Annotated in this window: 16 protein-coding genes; 10 read left to right on the plus strand and 6 right to left on the minus strand. The window is 73.5% G+C overall.

The annotated features are described in order from the left end of the window. Positions 1–727: 727 nt before the first annotated feature. Positions 728–1,372 carry a TetR/AcrR family transcriptional regulator gene (locus tag ACFPBZ_RS13980; protein WP_378036674.1) on the minus strand — a complete coding sequence of 215 codons (645 nt, stop codon included), beginning with the start codon at positions 1,370–1,372 and terminating at the stop codon, positions 728–730. A gap of 105 nt (positions 1,373–1,477) precedes the next feature. Between ACFPBZ_RS13980 and ACFPBZ_RS13985 the strand changes: the two genes are divergently transcribed. From ACFPBZ_RS13985 to ACFPBZ_RS14020, 8 genes are all read left to right on the plus strand, one after another. Beyond that, a complete protein-coding gene (locus tag ACFPBZ_RS13985) occupies positions 1,478–1,969 on the plus strand; it encodes a DUF4188 domain-containing protein (RefSeq protein WP_378036675.1) in 492 nt (163 codons plus the stop codon). Further along, positions 1,966–2,712, plus strand: a complete 747-nt coding sequence (locus ACFPBZ_RS13990; protein ID WP_378036676.1) for a hypothetical protein — start codon at positions 1,966–1,968, stop codon at positions 2,710–2,712. The genes ACFPBZ_RS13985 and ACFPBZ_RS13990 overlap by 4 nt, the downstream gene beginning before the upstream one ends. Next, positions 2,702–3,553 (plus strand): SDR family NAD(P)-dependent oxidoreductase, encoded by an 852-nt coding sequence (locus tag ACFPBZ_RS13995; RefSeq protein ID WP_378036677.1) that lies wholly within the window; start codon positions 2,702–2,704, stop codon positions 3,551–3,553. The genes ACFPBZ_RS13990 and ACFPBZ_RS13995 overlap by 11 nt, the downstream gene beginning before the upstream one ends. Before the next feature lie 49 nt (positions 3,554–3,602). After that, a complete protein-coding gene (locus tag ACFPBZ_RS14000) occupies positions 3,603–4,061 on the plus strand; it encodes a nitroreductase family deazaflavin-dependent oxidoreductase (protein WP_378036678.1) in 459 nt (152 codons plus the stop codon). A gap of 35 nt (positions 4,062–4,096) precedes the next feature. Continuing rightward, on the plus strand, positions 4,097–5,596 hold the full coding sequence (locus ACFPBZ_RS14005; RefSeq protein ID WP_378036679.1) for an amidase: 1,500 nt from the start codon (positions 4,097–4,099) through the stop codon (positions 5,594–5,596). A 134-nt stretch (positions 5,597–5,730) separates the two neighbouring features. Further along, positions 5,731–6,309: a GntR family transcriptional regulator gene (locus ACFPBZ_RS14010; protein WP_378036680.1), complete on the plus strand. Its 579-nt coding sequence runs from the start codon at positions 5,731–5,733 to the stop codon at positions 6,307–6,309. Beyond that, positions 6,306–6,650 (plus strand): hypothetical protein, encoded by a 345-nt coding sequence (locus tag ACFPBZ_RS14015; RefSeq protein ID WP_378036681.1) that lies wholly within the window; start codon positions 6,306–6,308, stop codon positions 6,648–6,650. Before ACFPBZ_RS14010 ends, ACFPBZ_RS14015 begins: the two co-directional genes overlap by 4 nt. A 15-nt stretch (positions 6,651–6,665) precedes the next feature. Next, on the plus strand, positions 6,666–7,487 hold the full coding sequence (locus ACFPBZ_RS14020; RefSeq protein ID WP_378036682.1) for an alpha/beta hydrolase fold domain-containing protein: 822 nt from the start codon (positions 6,666–6,668) through the stop codon (positions 7,485–7,487). A 245-nt stretch (positions 7,488–7,732) separates the two neighbouring features. Here the strand turns inward: ACFPBZ_RS14020 and ACFPBZ_RS14025 are convergent, their stop codons facing one another. From ACFPBZ_RS14025 to ACFPBZ_RS14040, 4 genes are read right to left on the minus strand one after another with little or no spacing between them, the layout of a single operon-like run. Continuing rightward, positions 7,733–8,584, minus strand: a complete 852-nt coding sequence (locus ACFPBZ_RS14025) for an isocitrate lyase/PEP mutase family protein (protein ID WP_378036683.1) — start codon at positions 8,582–8,584, stop codon at positions 7,733–7,735. A 5-nt stretch (positions 8,585–8,589) separates the two neighbouring features. Continuing rightward, positions 8,590–9,189: a 3-isopropylmalate dehydratase small subunit gene (leuD, locus tag ACFPBZ_RS14030; protein WP_378036684.1), complete on the minus strand. Its 600-nt coding sequence runs from the start codon at positions 9,187–9,189 to the stop codon at positions 8,590–8,592. Beyond that, positions 9,186–10,586, minus strand: a complete 1,401-nt coding sequence (gene leuC / locus ACFPBZ_RS14035) for a 3-isopropylmalate dehydratase large subunit (protein WP_378036685.1) — start codon at positions 10,584–10,586, stop codon at positions 9,186–9,188. The genes leuD and leuC overlap by 4 nt, the downstream gene beginning before the upstream one ends. Positions 10,587–10,589: 3 nt before the next feature. After that, positions 10,590–11,390: an IclR family transcriptional regulator gene (locus ACFPBZ_RS14040; RefSeq protein WP_378036686.1), complete on the minus strand. Its 801-nt coding sequence runs from the start codon at positions 11,388–11,390 to the stop codon at positions 10,590–10,592. A 215-nt stretch (positions 11,391–11,605) separates the two neighbouring features. On the opposite strand from ACFPBZ_RS14040, the gene ACFPBZ_RS14045 reads away from it, so the two are divergent. Together ACFPBZ_RS14045 and ACFPBZ_RS14050 are read left to right on the plus strand one after the other, a co-directional pair. Further along, entirely contained in the window at positions 11,606–12,337 is a 732-nt protein-coding gene (locus tag ACFPBZ_RS14045) for a Sua5/YciO/YrdC/YwlC family protein (RefSeq protein ID WP_378036687.1), read from the plus strand. A 151-nt stretch (positions 12,338–12,488) separates the two neighbouring features. Beyond that, positions 12,489–13,868: an MFS transporter gene (locus tag ACFPBZ_RS14050; protein ID WP_378036688.1), complete on the plus strand. Its 1,380-nt coding sequence runs from the start codon at positions 12,489–12,491 to the stop codon at positions 13,866–13,868. A gap of 375 nt (positions 13,869–14,243) precedes the next feature. Here ACFPBZ_RS14050 and ACFPBZ_RS14055 read toward each other — a convergent pair whose 3' ends face one another. Next, positions 14,244–15,125 (minus strand): SDR family NAD(P)-dependent oxidoreductase, encoded by an 882-nt coding sequence (locus tag ACFPBZ_RS14055; protein WP_378036689.1) that lies wholly within the window; start codon positions 15,123–15,125, stop codon positions 14,244–14,246. Between the last annotated feature and the right edge of the window lie 45 nt (positions 15,126–15,170).

A 15,170-nucleotide genomic window follows, 5' to 3' on the forward strand; every position in this document is an offset into this window, starting at 1 on the left:
TCCTCGAGCACATCCGCAACGGCGACATCGACCCCTCCTTCGTCATCACCCACCGAATGGCGCTCGGTGACGCCCCGAAGGGCTACAAGACCTTCGTGGAGAAGGCCGACGGGTGCGAGAAGGTCGTCCTCACCCCCTGACGAAGGTGCGGCCCGGCCGCCCCTGGCGGGGCGGGTCGCCCGGTGGCAGCACTGCCACCGGGCGACCTGTCGGTCATCTCCTGCACCGCCCGGAGCGGGTCGGCCCGCCGTCTCGACCCTGCCGGGTCAGGGCGCGTCCTCCTCGGGCGGCTCAGCCCGCCGGCGTCGCGCCCTCATCGAGGCGATGAGCTCTGCTGCGGATGGTCGGCCCGCCGACTCGGTGTCGTCCAGCGCCGCGCGAATGGCTGACAATGTGCGCGGCCGGCGAGAGGGCCTCGCAGGACGGCGTGCCTCGTTCGCGACGTCGCCCGATGTGCGCTGCCCGCCATCGTCCGCCATCCACCCATGCTCGCTCCGTCGTCGAACGGCTGCGGGCTCTTGGATTGTGCATCACTCGAAATGGTCCGCTCGGGACCTCCCACCGGACGGGCGTCTCGGTGCTCCCTCGGTCACCGGTGATCTGCTCCTCGGGATCGTCGCGACCCGCTCCACGACGGGCGTGCTGGTCCTCGAGTGGGTCGGGACCCTTCGTCCGGCCTTCGGTCGAGGCGCGGGTCGGCGGTGCGGACCGAGTTCCGCCAGGCCGGTCAGCGACCTCGTGGGCGCGCCCGGTCCTCGGAGCCGGCGCGCGCGGCCAGCAGCACGCTCCACCACACCTCGACGAGGGCGGCGACGGCCCGGTCGTCGTCGAGGCCGGTCCCGCCGCGGACGGCCTGCTGGTAGCAGGTGCGCTCGTTCATCCAGCACAGTGCTGTGGCGGTCGCGGTGGCCTCGTCGGCGCCGAGTCCTTCGGCGTGGAGCCGATGACGGGTGCTCTCGACGAAGCGGCCGATGACGCCGTCCCAGTACGAGGCGATCCGGTCGTCGTAGCTCGCGGCCTCGACGACCGCCCGCACGAGCACGGCGTGGCGCCGCATCGTCTCCAGCAGCCCCCGGAGCGAGGCGGCGAGCTCGTCGCGTCCGACGGGGCCGTCCCCGGCGAGGAACGGGCCGATCGCGGCCAGACCCTCGCCCGCGGCCTCGTCGAGCAGGGCGAGCAGGAGTTCGCGGCGGTCCTCGAAGTGGGCGTAGAACGCCGTCCGGGTCCGGCCGGCCCGCTCGGCGACGCGGCGGACGTTGAGGTCGGCGAACGAGGAGCCCTCGGTGAGCAGCGCCTCGGTCGCCCGCAGGAAGGCGTGCTCGGTGGCGTGGCGCCGGGGGTCGTCTCGACTGCGCTTGTCCAGGACGCCCACGGCCCCACCCTAGCGCCGGTCCCTGACGACTTGTAGTGACACTGTGTCTGTTTTAGTGTGCGAGGAGATCGGCGACCGGGCGGTCGCCTCGGGAGGAGCTCGCCGATGGACGTCGAAGCCGGCAGGTACACCGCGAACTACCCCGACGACTTCGTCGTCTTCCTGATCGGGATGCGCATCAACCACTGGTGGCGGGTGACCGAGTGGGTACCGGTCATGTGGTCGGCGTTCGGCATGGTCCGGGAGCTGCGGGCCTTGCCGGACTCGCCCCTGCTTCAGTCCCGCCTGGTGCTCTCGGTCGGCGACTGGCGCCTGCCGTTCTTCGTCCAGCACTGGCGCTCGGTCGAGGAGCTCGAGGGCTGGGCCGACGACCGGGACCAGTCCCACAAGCCCGCCCAGCGGGACTTCTTCCGCCGGACCGCCTACAACGGCCACGTCGGGGTCTGGCACGAGACCTACCGCGTCGCCGCGGGCCAGTTCGAGGCGATCTACGCGAACATGCCGCGGATCGGCCTCGCCGCGGCGGGGGAGTACCGGCCCCTGCGGGCCTCGTCGCGGTTGCGGGACCGCCTCGGCGACGCGGAGGCGAACCGATGACCGGCGGCGACTTCGTGACCATCGACGCGCTCGAGCGTCCTGCGGGGGGCTTCCTGCGCTGGCGGCGGACGGTCCGGGCCGCGCTCGCCGGCGGGATCGACGGGCTGCGCGCGGCGACGGTGAACCACGCCAACGACGGCACTCACCGGCTCGTGCCGCGGCTGGTGCCGGCGAGCGGGGCCCTGGTCGCGGCGTGGGACTCCCCGGAGGCGGCGCAGGCGGCATGGAACGGCCCCCTGCGGGAGGCGCTCGAGGGTCGTGGTCACTTCGGGATGGACGGTGAGGTCGCCCGGGTCCGGCGCAACGGTGAGCACGACGACTGGCACGGCTGGAACCCCTCGGCCGAGGGCACCGAGCCGGTCGCGGAGGACGAGCCGATGGTGGTGGCGGTGCACAGCATCCTGCGGCCGCGCCACCTGCCGGGGTTCCTGCGCAACAACGTCCACGCCGCGAGCCGCGCCGCCCACCACCCCGGCCACCGCGGCAGCATGGACGTCTCCTCGGCGCTCCCCTTCGAGCACACCTCGATCAGCCTGTGGAAGACCCGCGCGCAGGCCGAGGACTACGCCTACTCCCCGGGCGGCCACGCGTTCGCGATGAAGCACGCCCTGTCCGCGCAGACCCACCACGTCGGCGTGTTCGTGCGGATCCGCCCGCTGGCCGCCACGGGCCCGCTCGGCGTCGACGATGCGGCCTTCCCCGCGCTGCCCCCGATCGAGCGGGGTCCCGGCCGTGCGGGCTGACGTGCGGCGCTCCTCCCCGGCGGGCAAGGTCGTCATGGTCACCGGGGCCGGGCGTGGGCTGGGCGCCGCCACCGCGACGGAGCTCGCCCGCCGCGGCGCGGTCGTGGCGTGCGCCGACATCGACGGCGCCGCCGCGGAGCGAGTCGCGGCGACCCTGCCCGGCGGCCGCTCCCGATCCTGGGCCTGCGACGTCACCCAGCCCGAGTCGGTCGCCGAGGTGGTCGCCGCGACGGTCGCGGAGTTCGGGTCCCTCGACGTGGTCGTCGCCAACGCCGGCGTCCTCGGGCGGCCCGCGACCTTCCGCGCCCTCTCGCCCGCGGAGATCGCCGACGTGCTGGCGGTGAACGTCGGCGGCGCCGTCACCACGGTCTCGGCGGCTCTCGGCCCGGTGATCGAGTCCCGTGGCCAGGTCGTACTCGTCGGCTCGGTGTTCGCCTACGTCAACGGCGCGGGCGTCGTGCCGTACGCGATGAGCAAGGCGGCGGTCGAGGCGCTCGGGCGGGGACTGCGGGTGGAGCTGGCGGGTCACGGGGTGTCGGTGCTGACCGCGTCGTTCTCCCTCATCGAGACCGACATGATCCACCAGCACGTCGACGGCGACCGCCGCGCCCTGGACCTGCTCGCGGCCGTCTCACCACGCGTCCTGCTCCGGCGCATCGACGCGCCCACCGCGGCGACCGCGATCGCCGACGCCCTCGGTCGCCGCCGCACCGCGGTCACCGTCCCCGCCCGCTGGCGACCGGTCGCCGCGGCCCGCGGGGTCCTCGGCCCCGTCCTCGACCGTCGGCTCGCCCGCAGCCCCGCGGTCCGCGACGCCCTCGCCCGACTCTCCGACCGGTAGGCGCGAGCCCGCCGCCACCACCACCCATCGTCGACACCAGGGAGAACCCATGGCCGCCACCGCCCCGCCCCTCGTCTGGCGGGTCCTCGACCGCGTCGTCGCCGTGGTCACGGCACTGCACGTGCGCCTCTATCGCGGCACCGCCGGTCGCCTGGGCCACCGGCTGCCCGGGATGCCGACGATCCTGCTGCTCGACCACGTCGGGGCCCGCAGCGGCCGCCGACGCACCACGCCGTTGCTCTACACCGCGGTCGACGACGACCTGGTCCTGATCGCGTCCAAGGCCGGGGCACCCCGCCACCCCGCGTGGCTGCACAACCTGCGTGCCCACCCCGAGGTCACCGTCCAGGTGCGGGACGAGGTCCACGCGGTCCGCGCCCGCGAGGCCGGGCCCGCGGAACGCGACCGTCTCTGGGCGCTCGCGGTGCGGACCTACCCCACCTACGACAGCTACCGCGCCCGCACCGACCGGCAGATCCCCGTCGTCGTGCTGTCCCCCCGCGGCTGAGCCCGCGCTGTCCCGACCCCGGAAGGCGTTCCCCCATGCACCCCGATCACGACCTGGCCCTCGCCCCCGCCGTCCGGCAGCTGGAGGCCCTGGCCGCGGGGGAGGTCTCGAGCCGCGACCTGCTCGAGGTGTTCCTCGCCCGGATCGCCGAGCACGGCCCGGCGCTGAACGCCGTGGTGACCCTCGACGTCGACCGCGCCCGCCGCGACGCGGGCGACGCGGACCGGGCCCGGGCGGCCGGCGAGCCGCTCGGCGTGCTGCACGGGCTCCCGGTCACGGTGAAGGACAGCTACGAGACCGCCGGCCTGCGCACGACCTGCGGTCGCCGCGACCTCGCCGACCACGTCCCCACCCGGGACGCCGAGGCCGTCGCCCGGCTGCGGCGGGCCGGTGCGGTCGTGTTCGGCAAGACGAACCTGCCGCCGTGGAACGCCGACGTCCAGGCCGACAACCCGATCTTCGGGCGGACCAACAACCCCTGGGACCACTCGCGGACCTCCGGAGGATCCGCGGGCGGTGGCGCCGCCGCGACGGCCACCGGGCTGACCGCGTTCGACTACGGCTCCGAGATCGGGGGGTCGACCCGCATCCCGTCCCACTTCTGCGGGCTCTACGGCCACAAGACGACGTGGCGGTCGGTCCCGCTGGTCGGGCACATCGGACGCGGGCCGGCGGATCCCGGCCGACGGGCCGAGATCGACCTCGCCTGCGCCGGGGTCCAGGCCCGGGACGCCCGCGACATCGCCCCGGCCCTGCACGCGACCGTCGGCACCCTGCCCCGCGACGGCGGGTTCACCTACACGCTCGCGCCACCGCGGGCGGGCGCGCTGCGCGACTTCCGGGTCGCGGTGTGGAGCGAGGACCCGGCCTGCCCCGTCGACTCCGACGTGCGACGCGCGATCGACCAGGCCGTGGCCGCCGCGCGCGCGGCCGGCGCGACCGTCGTCGAGCACGCGCCCCTGCCCGTCGACATCGCCGAGTCCCAGCGGGCGTTCGACCCGCTGCTCTACGGCGCCCCCATCATCGAGCGGTCCGGTATCCGCCTGGCCGAGCAGGCCGCGCTCACCCTCAGCGCCCTCCGCAGTCCGCGAGGAGCCGCAGCCAGCGCTCTGCGCGGCATCTTCCAGCGCCACACCACCTGGCTCGCCGCGGATGCCGCCCGCCACGAGATCCGCGATCGCTGGACGCGGTTCTTCGACGACGTCGACGTCCTGCTGCTCCCGGTCACCCCGACCGCGGCGCCGCCCCACCACGGCGACGACCTCAACCGCTACGCCCGCCACATCGACGTCGACGGAGAACGGCGCTCCTACTGGGACCAGATGGCGTGGAACGCCCTCGCCAACGTCGCCGGCGCCCCGGCCACGACCATCCCCGTGACCAGCACCGCCACCGGGCTCCCGGTAGGTATCCAGGCGATGGGGGCCGCCGGGGACGACCTGACGACCATCGAGTTCGCCGCGCTCCTCGGCGCGCAGCTGCAGGGCTACCGCGTCCCGCCGGGGGTCACGACGAGCAGCGCCCTGACCGGCTGAGCTGGAGGTCGCCGTGTCGGGCCGGGGGTGGCGGGCCGCGGCCGCGGACTCGGCACCGCAGCTCTGACGCCAGTTCGATGAACGGCAAGGTCACGTCGCAGGGCATCGATCGAATACGATCGCGCGGACGGAGCGTGTGTCGACGGGATGGTCGAGCTATAGAGAGACCGGCTCAGGAGCTCGCCTACGAGGTCCTGCACCGCGGCATCGCCACGGGGGAGTACCCACCCGGGACCTGGGTCCGCGAGGACGAGGTCGTCGCCCGTGCGGGCGTGAGTCGGACCCCCGTGCGGGAGGCGCTGCAGCGCCTGCAGACCGAGGGCATGGTCGAGCTGGTGCGGCACCGCGGCGCCCTGGTCGTCGGCTGGACCGCGCAGGACCTCGACGATCTCTACGACCTCCGTGTCGTCCTGGAGGCCTACGGCGCACGGCGAGCGGCCGGCTGCTGCGCCGGGGAGGACCTGGAGCACCTGCGCGGGCTGTGCGACCGGATGGACGGGTTGCTGCCGGCCTCCGACCGGGACGGGCGCGAGCAGCTGGCGCTGCTGTGCATCGACTTCCACACCGGGCTGCACCGGGCGTCCGGCAACCGCCAGCTCGTAGCGCTCATCCCCAGCATCGTCGCGCGGCCGCGACGAGCGCCACGCCGCGCAGGGCGGCACCGTCGATGCCGAGGTCGCACAGCAGCGCCCCGCTCGCACCCCCGGCGTTGAGCGGCAACGGCCTTCCCGACGATGCCGCTGCCGCGGCCTGCACCCGACCCATCCTGCTCGGCCCCGAGCGGCTCGCCCGCCTCGCCGAACTCGGCGTGCTGGTCCTCCGCGTGGTCGACGACAGCACGACCGACGACGCGGACGCCGTCGACGTCGACGGGACCTACCGGGAATTCTGGGCCGACACCGGCTCCGCGGCCCTGCTCGCCCGGCCCGACCACTACCTCCACGGCGTCGCCGCCGACGCCGCCGACGTGGCGGACCTGGTGGACGACTTCCTCGCCCGGCTGCCCCGGTCCGCCGTGGCGGTGCCGGCGGGCTCCGTCGCGGGCGCCCGGTAGAGCCCGGTGGTCGACGTGACGGACATCCCCGACCTGACCTACCGGGAGGTCGGTGGCAGGGCTCTCCAGGCCGACCTCTACCTGCCGAGGACCGAGCAGCCACCCCCGGGCGTGGTGTACGTCCACGGCGGGGGGTTCCAGGTCGGATCGCGCACGGACGACGCCGAGCTGAGGCTGACGGCCCTCGCCGCCCACGGCCTGGCCGTCCTGTCGGTCGACTACCGGCTCGCCCCTGCTGACCCGTTCCCCGCCGCGGTGCACGACGTCCGGGCCGCCGTTCGGTGGTTCCGGACGCACGCCGCCGACCTCGGCGTCGACGGTGCGCGATTGGCCCTCTGGGGAGCGTCGGCCGGCGCCACGTTGGCTTCGCTCGTGGCCCTCACCGAGGCAGCCGGTGGGCTTGGCGACGGCGCGGTGGAGCCCTGGGAACTCGCCGCGGTGCAGGCCGTCGTGGCCTGGTTCGGTATGTCCGACCTGATGGCGACGGCGTCGCGCAGTTGGCTGGAGACCGCGATCCTGCCGTTCGACTTCGAAGCCGCCTTCCTCGGCGTCGGGTCGGTCGGCGAGGTCGCGGGAGTGGCCGACCGCGCCCGGGACGCGAGCCCCCTGAGCTGGGTGTCCCCGGGGGCGCCGCCCTTCCTCATCGCCCACGGCGACCGCGACCGGATCACCCCGGCGAGCCAGAGCCAGCTCCTCCACGACGCCCTCGTCCGCGTCGGGGTCCCGTCGTCGTTGCTCCTGCTCGGCGGCGCCGGGCACGAGGACCGCGCCTTCGAGTCGCCCGCGAGCCTGGCCGTCACCGCCGGATGGCTGGTCGGCACTCTGCGCGGCCGCTGACCCCAGCAGCTCCGGGGCACTGCACAGCGGCTACGTGTCCGGGCGCATCGCAGGTGAACAACCACGTACGCCATCGACGTCGCCCGCTCCCTGACCGCGGAGAGGGGTCGGCGCACCACCGACGCGCCTGATCAGGAACGCGGGCGCCGCTGACACCATGCTTTGTCCCAGTCGCTCTGAGCAGGCAAGATGCTGTGCCGATCACTTTGATGGTGTCGTCGGGCGATGGACCGGCGGGTGCGGGGTCAGCGGTAGCGGTCGCTGATGGCGGTCCATTCGTCGAGTCCGACGGTGCGGAAGAGCCCGGCCGGGCCCTCGGCGACGTGCGGGTCCTCGCCCCCCAGGTCGACCAGGGCGGCGGCCATCGCCTGGGCCGCCGGTTGGAGCACCGCGCCCGGATAGATCGCCAGCCGGTACCCGAGCTTCTCGAGGTCGGCGTCCGGGATCGCCGGGGTTCGTCCGGAGGGGACCACGTTGAACACGAGCGGTGCCTTGACCTCGGCGGCGATCCGCTCGATCTCCTCCCGGGAGGCCGGGGCCTCGACGAAGATCATGTCCGCGCCCTCGGCGGCGTACCGGTCGGCGCGGGCGAGGGCCTCGTCGAGGCCCATGGGGCCGCGGGCGTCGGTCCGCGCGATGACGACGGTGTCGTCCTGCCTGGCCTCGAGGGCGGCGACGAGCTTGCGGACGAAGTCGTCCGTGCCGACGACGGACTTGTCGTCGAGGTGCCCGCAGCGTTTCGGGAAGTCCTGGTCCTCGAGCTGGATGGCCGCGACCCCGGCGCGCTCGTAGGCCCGCATCGTGCGCACGACGTGCATGGGGTTGCCGTAGCCGGTGTCGGCGTCCGCGATGACGGGGAGCCCGCTCGCTTCCACGACGAGCGCGGCGCGGTCGGCCATCTCGGTCGCGGTGGCCAGCCCGATGTCCGGCAGCCCGTGTCCGGAGGCCACCGCCCCGGCACCGGTCAGGTAGGCGGCCCGGAAGCCCGCCCGGCGGGCGAGGTGGGCGCTGATGCCGTCGAAGACCCCGGGCGCGCGGAGCATGCCCGGTTCGGTGAGGAGTCTGCGGAGCTCGGAGGAGGAGGCAGTGGTCGGCATCGTGGTCACCTTCCTGCCGCTCGCGACGCCTGGGCGATGGGGATGTGGGTGCGCTCGTAGGCGCGTATCGCCGCTTCGTGCCGGAGGGTCACGTCGATGCCGTCGAGACCGTCGAGGAAGCGCCGGCGGATGTCGGTGCTCATCCGGATCGGGGCTTCGATCCCGTCCGTCCGGATGGTCAGCGACTCGAGGTCCACGGTCACCTCGGCCGCCGGGTCCGCCTCGACGGCGTCCATGATCGCGGTGACCGCGCCGTCGTCCACCACCGCCGGGACCAGGCCGGACCGGACGGCGTTGTCGGCGAAGATGTCGCCGAACCGCGAGGCGACGACCGCGGTGAACCCGTAGTCCTGCAAGGCCCACACCGCGTGCTCGCGCGAGGAGCCGGACCCGAAGTCCGCTCCCGCGAGGAGGACCGCGGCCCCGTCGTGGGCCGGGTCGCCGATCGGGAATCCGGGGTCCGCCCGCCAGGTGGCGAACAGGTGCTCGGCGAAGCCCGTCCGGGTCGTCCGCAGGCAGTGGCGCGCGGCGATGATCTGGTCGGTGTCGATGTTCGTCCGCCGGACGGCGACCCCGTGGCCGGTGATCGTGCTGACCGGTCTCATCGACGAGCCCCCAGGTCCGACGGAGCGGTGAGACGGCCGGTCAGCGCGGTGGCGGCCGCCGTGGTCGGTGAGACGAGGTGGGTGCGTCCCCCACGGCCCTGCCGGCCCTCGAAGTTGCGGTTGGACGTCGAGGCGCAGCGCTCGCCCGGAGCCAGCGAGTCGTCGTTCATCGCCACGCAGAGCGAGCAGCCGGCGGTGCGCCACTCGGCACCCGCGGAACGGAACACCTCGTCGAGACCCTCGGACTCCGCGGCGTACTTGACCGCGGCCGATCCGGGGACGACGAGCATCCGCACACCGGAGGCGATCCGGTGGCCGTCGAGGAGACCGGCGGCGGCGCGGAGGTCCTCGATGCGACCGTTCGTGCAGGACCCCAGGAACACCACGTCGACGGGGATCTCCCGCATCGGGGTGCCCGGCGTGAGGTCCATGTAGGTCAGCGCCCGCTCGGCCGCGTCGCGGAGCGCGGGATCGGGGGCCGCGGCCGGGTCGGGTACCACCCCGCTCAGCTCGACGACCTGGCTCGGGTTCGTCCCCCAGCTGACGAACGGCGACAGGGCGGTGACGTCGATGTCGACGCGGCGGTCGAACTCGGCCTCGTCGTCGGTGCGCAGCGTCGCCCACGACGCGACGGCCTCGTCCCAGTCGCGGCCCACCGGCGCGTACGGCCGGTCGTGGAGGTACTCGGCGGTCACGGCGTCGGGCGCGACCATGCCGGCCTTCGCGCCCGCCTCGATCGACATGTTGCACAGCGTCAGCCGGGACTCCATCGACATCGCCTCGACGGCCGGCCCGCGGTACTCGATCACGTGGCCCTGCGCGCCCCCCGTGCCGATCCGACCGATCACGGCCAGCGCGACGTCCTTCGCCGACACACCCTCGGGCAGGTCGCCGTGCAGCGTCACGGCCATCGCCTTCGGCTTGGCGAAGGCGGCGGTCTGGGTCGCGAGCACGTGCTCGACCTGGCTCGTCCCGATCCCGAAGGCGAGCGCGCCGAACGCGCCGTGGGTGCTGGTGTGGCTGTCGCCGCACAGGATCAGTCGGCCCGGCTGGGTGATCCCGAGCTCGGGGCCGATCACGTGGACGATCCCCTGGCCGTCCGTGCCCGACCGGCGCAGCGGGACGTCGAACTCCTCGCAGTTGCGCCGCAGCGCCTCGACCATCGTCGCCGCCACGCCCGACCGCCCCAGCAGGCCCCGGGTGGGGACGACGTGGTCCTCGGTCGCGAGCGTGAGATCGGGCCGGCGGACCGTACGGCCCGCCAGGCGCAGACCCTCGAACGCCTGCGGGCTCGAGCCCTCGTGGAGCAGGTGGAAGTCGACGTAGAGCAGGTCGGTGCCCCCGGCGCCCCGGTGCACCGTGTGCCGGTCCCAGATCTTGTCCAGCAGGGTGCTCATCGGCTACGCCATCTCCCCGGTCGTCCCCGTGCGCTCCGTCGCCGGCGCGGTCGCGGTGCGGTCGTGGCCGAGGCGCCGCGACAGGGCCCGGGCCGCCTCGGCGACCACCGGACCGAACTCCTCGGCCATCGTCGCGTCGAGGCGGAAGGAGGGGCCGCCGACGGCGAGGGCCGCCACGACGCCCCCGCTCGCGTCGAACACGGGGGCCGCCATCGAGTTCAGGCCGGTCTCGCGCTCCTGCTCGGTGAGCAGCCACCCGTTCGTCCGCACGAACTCGAGCTGGCGGTCCAGAGCGGTCCGCGACTCGTCCGGTGCCTGCTCGGCGGTCTCGACGAGCACCGCGTTGAGGACCTGCTCGTCGTAGGCCATGAACACCTTGCCGCCGGCGCCCACACGGACGGGTGCGAGCTGGCCGACGTCGCAGCGGAAGATGATCGATCGCGGGCTGAGCCGGACGATCACGGCGACCCGCGTGGTGCCGCGGCGGATGTAGAGCCCGGCCGTCTCACCGGTCACGTCGCGGAGGTGGGCCACCACGGGCTCGGCCGCGGCCAGGAGGTCCGAACCCGCCGAGGCGGCCGTCGCCCAGCTCAGCACGCGGAGACCGACGCAGTAGTCGTCGCCGATGCGCTGCAGGAGCTCGCTGGCGACGAGGGTGCGCACCAGGCGGGCGACCGTCGAGTTGGGCATGCCCGTGAGCCGCCGGATCTCGCTCAGCGACAGGCGCGTGTGCTCGGGGGAGAAGCAGTCGAGGACACGGACCGCCTTCTCCATCACGAGGATCGAAGGCTGATTGTCAGGCACCGCTCTGCCTCCCGTCGTCCGCGACTGTCGTCGCCCCGGACGTCTTCAATATCTACATCGTGGCAACCCTTGCCACGAAGTGGTTCACGGTAGAAGCTGCTCTCACACCGAGTCAAGGCGACCAGCAGTAGCTCCCGATCCGGGGGGTCGCGCACCGGTGCTTTCCGAACCGCATTGCGGTCGACGAACCCACATGGGGAGCAGGGAGGCTCGAAATGGGTAGGCGCGACATCAAGGGCGACGCCGAGCGCATCTTCGACACGGTCAGTGCCGGCGGCGCGGTCGTCATGCCGGGCGACATCGGCTACGCGGCGGGCGCGAACTCCGGGGCGAGACTGCAGCAGCTGTTCGACGCCAAGCAGCGGGCACCGCACAAGCGCAACGCGATGGCCGGGAACTACGAGCTGCACCTCGAGGTGCACGAGATCGGCAGCCGTGAGCGGGAGATCATCGACGCGATCGCCCTCGACGCGGGCCTGCCGATCTGCGTCGTGGCCCCGTACCGGGCCGACCACCCCGTCGTCGCCGCGGCGGACGCCGACACGCTGACCGCCAGCACCGTGGACGACACGCTGGCGATGCTGCTGAACAACGGCCGCCTTCCCGACGAGGTCGTCCGCCTCACCCATGCAGCGGGGATCCCGCTCTTCGGCTCGTCGGCCAACCTCACCGGCACCGGCACGAGGTTCCGGGTCGAGGACATCCAGCAGCCGATCATCAACGCCGTCGACCTGGTCGTCGACTACGGCCTGAGCAGGTACCACCATTACCGGCGGTCCTCGACGGTCATCGACTTCCGCACCATGGAGGTCGTCCGGGTCGGGTCCTGCTACGACCTGATCAGCGACCTCGTCGATCGGCAGTTCGGCATCACGCTGCCCGCCGACCCGGGGCGCGACGTCCTGCCGTCGGGGCACCTCCGCGAGCAGGCCGCAGCCGCGAGCTGACGTCCCCTGCTCCCGCCCGGGCCGCCGCACCCTCCGGCGCGGCGGCCCCGGCATCACGGCCGACCGGTCGTCCGGCGTGACCGCCGGTCCGGTACGGGCCGGACCGGCTCCGCATCCGCTCATCCCTCCCACCCGCTCGAAGGAGAGCACGATGGACGACACCCTCGACCGTGCCACCACGGATCACCGGACGACGGCGGGCAGGCTGGCCGCCCGGCTCGAACGGCTGCCCAGGACCACCCGGTCCCATCGCGGCTGGATGGTCCTGCTCGGCATCCTGTTCATCTGCGACCTGATGGACACCAACGGCCTCGCGTACGCCGCCCCCGCCATCCGGGCGGAGTGGGGGTTGTCGGTGGCCCAGATCGGCCAGCTGACCTCCTACTCCTTCCTCGGCATGTTCGCCGGGGGCATCATCGGCGGTCGCCTGTCCGACAGGGTGGGTCGCCGACGCGTCCTCGTCTGGGGCACCGTCGTCTACTCGGTCGCCTCCCTGCTGTGCGCGCTCGCCCCGAACCTGGCCGTGCTGGGGGTCCTCCGGGTCATCACCGGGGTCGGCATCCAGGCCGTGACCGGGGTGCTCATCGTCTACGTCGCCGAGATGTTCCCCGGGGTCAGCCGCGGCCGCTGCCAGGCGCTCATGCTCGGCATCGGGCTGCTCGGCGTGCCGCTGGTGGCCGCCGCGGCCCGCCTGATCGTGCCGCTCTCGCCCGGCGCGTGGCGCTGGCTGTTCGTCCTGGGTGCGATCGGCATCATCCCGGCCGTCCTGGCCCGGTTCCTGCTGCCCGAGTCGGTGCGCTGGGCCGCGGTCAACGGCCGGGCCGACGAGGCGCGGCGCACCGTCGAGCGGCTGGAGGCCCAGCTGCCCGGCCCGCTCCCCGAGGTCGCCGGGAGCGCCACCGCGATCCACGAGGCCAAGAAGGCTTCGGACCTGTTCGCGCCGGGCATGCGCAAGCGCACCACCGTCGCGACGCTGACGCTGATCTTCGGCACCCTCGGTGTCTTCGGGTTCACCGGCTGGGTCCCGACCCTGCTCGTCGAACGGGGCTACTCCACGGCCGAGGCGCTGACCATCACCACGATCTTCTCCGTCGGCCCGCCCCTCGGAGCCCTGTTCGCGATGCTGCTCAGCGACCGGTTCCAGCGACGGACGACCTCCCTGGTGGTCACGACGATCGTCGCCGCGTCGATGCTGGTGTTCGCGTTCACCGGCTCGTACTGGGTCCTCGTGGTCAGCGGGTTCCTCGCGACCCTGCTCCTGCAGACGAACACCGCCCTCGTCTACGCCTACCTGCCCGAGGTCTTCCCGACCGTCCTCCGGGGCCTCGGCTCGGGATTCGCCAACGGCTTCAGCCGTCTCGCCGGCTTCGGCAACGCCTTCCTCATCGCCGCCGTCGTCGCCGCGGCCGGCTTCGGCGGGGTCTTCACGCTGACGGCCGCGTTCATCCTGCTCTGCGGCCTGACCGTCGGAATCTTCGGTGAACGCACCCGCGGTCGCCGCCTCGAGGAGATCGGCGAGACCGTCCCCTGACCCCCGGTCCGGCACCCGGGGGCGGGCGGGCCCCGACTGTTGAATCTGGTCCGTCGACGGACGTGCACGGACTCCAGCGCTGGTGATCCTGACGGGCGTTCGCGGTCGTGTCCGGTGACGAGTTCGGGGCAGCTCTCGCGAACTGGGGGACGTCACCGTCGTCGAGGAGGAAGTCCGCCTCCCCGACGAGGGAGGCGGCGAGCTCGGTGGAGCGGGGCAGCATCGTCGACTCGTAGGTCCGCACGGCTTCGGCCGTGCTCGAGGTCCCCGTGACGGCGAGGGCGAGTTCGCACCCGTCGAGCATCGCGAGGTTCATCCCGGGACGACGTGGGCCTCGACCGCTTTCGCCGCGCTCCGGCCGATCGGTTCCAGCCGTCATCGGGACGGGACGCTCGCCTGCGCGAGCCGGACCTCCGGCCCGGCGAGCAGGGTCCGCGTCCCGGCGAGCAGTGCATCCTGGAAGGCGGGATCGGCTGCTCGCGCGGAGCGGTCGCCGAAGCCGCGATGGAAGGCCATGACGCCCCCGGTAAGGCCGCTCGGATTCAGGACGAGGCCGGCGAGTGTGCCGCCCGACTCCTCGGGGGTGACTGCGAACGGCACCAGCATGCTGATCGGGCGCTCGAGGATCCGCAGGGCCTGCTGCAGCCATGGTGACCGGGTACGGGCGAGTCCGGTGCTCGTCATGAGTCCCGGGTCGTAGCAGGTCCAGTGGGTGGCGGGGTGCGCTCGCGCATAGGCCGCCGTCAGCGCGGTGATGTGCAGTTTCGACGTGGTGTAGCGGCGGGTGCCGTCCTCGGCTGCGACCTCGCCGCGAGCAAGGGCACCGAGGGCGAGGTCCTCCACGGGCGCGGGCACGCCGGGTACGAGGCCCGGGACGTGGGTGCCCGACCCGAGCAGCACGACCCGGGACGGCGGCGCGGGGTGCTCCATCAGGACGTCGAGCAGGGCGACGTGACCGAGGACGTTGATCGCGAGGGTCTCCTCGATGCCGTCGTCGGTGAACGTCGGCGGCCCGGTGAAGGCCACGCCGGCGTTCGCCACGACCGCGTCGAGGACGGGTAGCTCGGCCGCGACCTGCCGGACGTGCTCGGGCCGGGCGAGGTCGAGGACGACGGGCGCGCCGCCGATCTCCCGGGCGACCCGGGCCACGGCACCGGGATCCCGCCCGGTCACGACGACCTCGGCGCCACGGCGGGCGAGGGTGCGAGCGGTGGCCAGGCCCAGACCGCGGGTGGCTCCGGTGACGAGGATGCGCATGGCGCGGACGGTAGTGGCACGCTCTGCCATATGGCAAGCGTTGCC

The organism is Actinomycetospora atypica (assembly GCF_042653685.1).
GTDB classification, from domain to species: Bacteria; Actinomycetota; Actinomycetes; order Mycobacteriales; family Pseudonocardiaceae; genus Actinomycetospora; species Actinomycetospora atypica.

Bases quoted from the DNA above. Each gene is read 5' to 3' on its own strand.
- ACFPBZ_RS14045 (WP_378036687.1), top strand. From the start codon at position 11,606: ATGGGTAGGCGCGACATCAAGGGCGACGCCGAGCGCATCTTCGACACG.
- leuD (WP_378036684.1), bottom strand. From the start codon at position 9,189: ATGAGACCGGTCAGCACGATCACCGGCCACGGGGTCGCCGTCCGGCGG.
- ACFPBZ_RS14005 (WP_378036679.1), top strand. From the start codon at position 4,097: ATGCACCCCGATCACGACCTGGCCCTCGCCCCCGCCGTCCGGCAGCTG.
- ACFPBZ_RS14050 (WP_378036688.1), top strand. From the start codon at position 12,489: ATGGACGACACCCTCGACCGTGCCACCACGGATCACCGGACGACGGCG.
- ACFPBZ_RS14025 (WP_378036683.1), bottom strand. From the start codon at position 8,584: ATGCCGACCACTGCCTCCTCCTCCGAGCTCCGCAGACTCCTCACCGAA.
- ACFPBZ_RS13990 (WP_378036676.1), top strand. From the start codon at position 1,966: ATGACCGGCGGCGACTTCGTGACCATCGACGCGCTCGAGCGTCCTGCG.
- leuC (WP_378036685.1), bottom strand. From the start codon at position 10,586: ATGAGCACCCTGCTGGACAAGATCTGGGACCGGCACACGGTGCACCGG.
- ACFPBZ_RS13985 (WP_378036675.1), top strand. From the start codon at position 1,478: ATGGACGTCGAAGCCGGCAGGTACACCGCGAACTACCCCGACGACTTC.
- ACFPBZ_RS14000 (WP_378036678.1), top strand. From the start codon at position 3,603: ATGGCCGCCACCGCCCCGCCCCTCGTCTGGCGGGTCCTCGACCGCGTC.
- ACFPBZ_RS14055 (WP_378036689.1), bottom strand. From the start codon at position 15,125: ATGCGCATCCTCGTCACCGGAGCCACCCGCGGTCTGGGCCTGGCCACC.